Annotated in this window: 2 protein-coding genes; both read left to right on the top strand. The window is 61.0% G+C overall.

The window, feature by feature from the left end:
• On the top strand, positions 1 to 129 hold a 129-nt coding region (locus GYB81_RS24170; protein ID WP_161898031.1), incomplete at its 5' end, for a sugar transferase.
• Positions 129 to 328 (top strand): sugar phosphate nucleotidyltransferase (locus GYB81_RS24165; RefSeq protein ID WP_267904997.1); only part of this gene is annotated, 200 nt, incomplete at its 3' end. The genes GYB81_RS24170 and GYB81_RS24165, both read left to right, overlap by 1 nt.

The following is a 328-nucleotide window of genomic DNA, read 5'->3' as shown; positions in this document are numbered from 1 at the left end:
ACGCTGGAAAAGAGCGGGAAACGTGTCGAGTACGACCTGCAGGACATCGAGAACGGGTCGGTCTGGTTCGACCTGTACATCCTCTTCCGCACCCTGCCGGCGGTCATTTGCACCCGCGAGGCCTACTGATGGGCACGCTGATTCCCTGCATCGTTGCCGGTGGTGCCGGCACCCGTCTGTGGCGGGTATCGCTGGAGGCCATGCGTAAGCCTTTCATGCGTCTTGGCGATGGTCTCAGTCTTCTGCTGAAGACCTTCGAACGCGTCGCTGGCCTGGTTGATGTGGCCGGGCTGCTGACGGTGATTAATCGGGAGCTGCTGTTTCGCAC

It is taken from the genome of Pseudomonas yangonensis (assembly GCF_009932725.1).
Taxonomy (GTDB): Bacteria; Pseudomonadota; Gammaproteobacteria; order Pseudomonadales; family Pseudomonadaceae; genus Aquipseudomonas; species Aquipseudomonas yangonensis.
The sequence above is the reverse complement of the archived record's forward strand: the minus strand, read 5'-3'. Positions and strand labels throughout refer to the sequence as shown.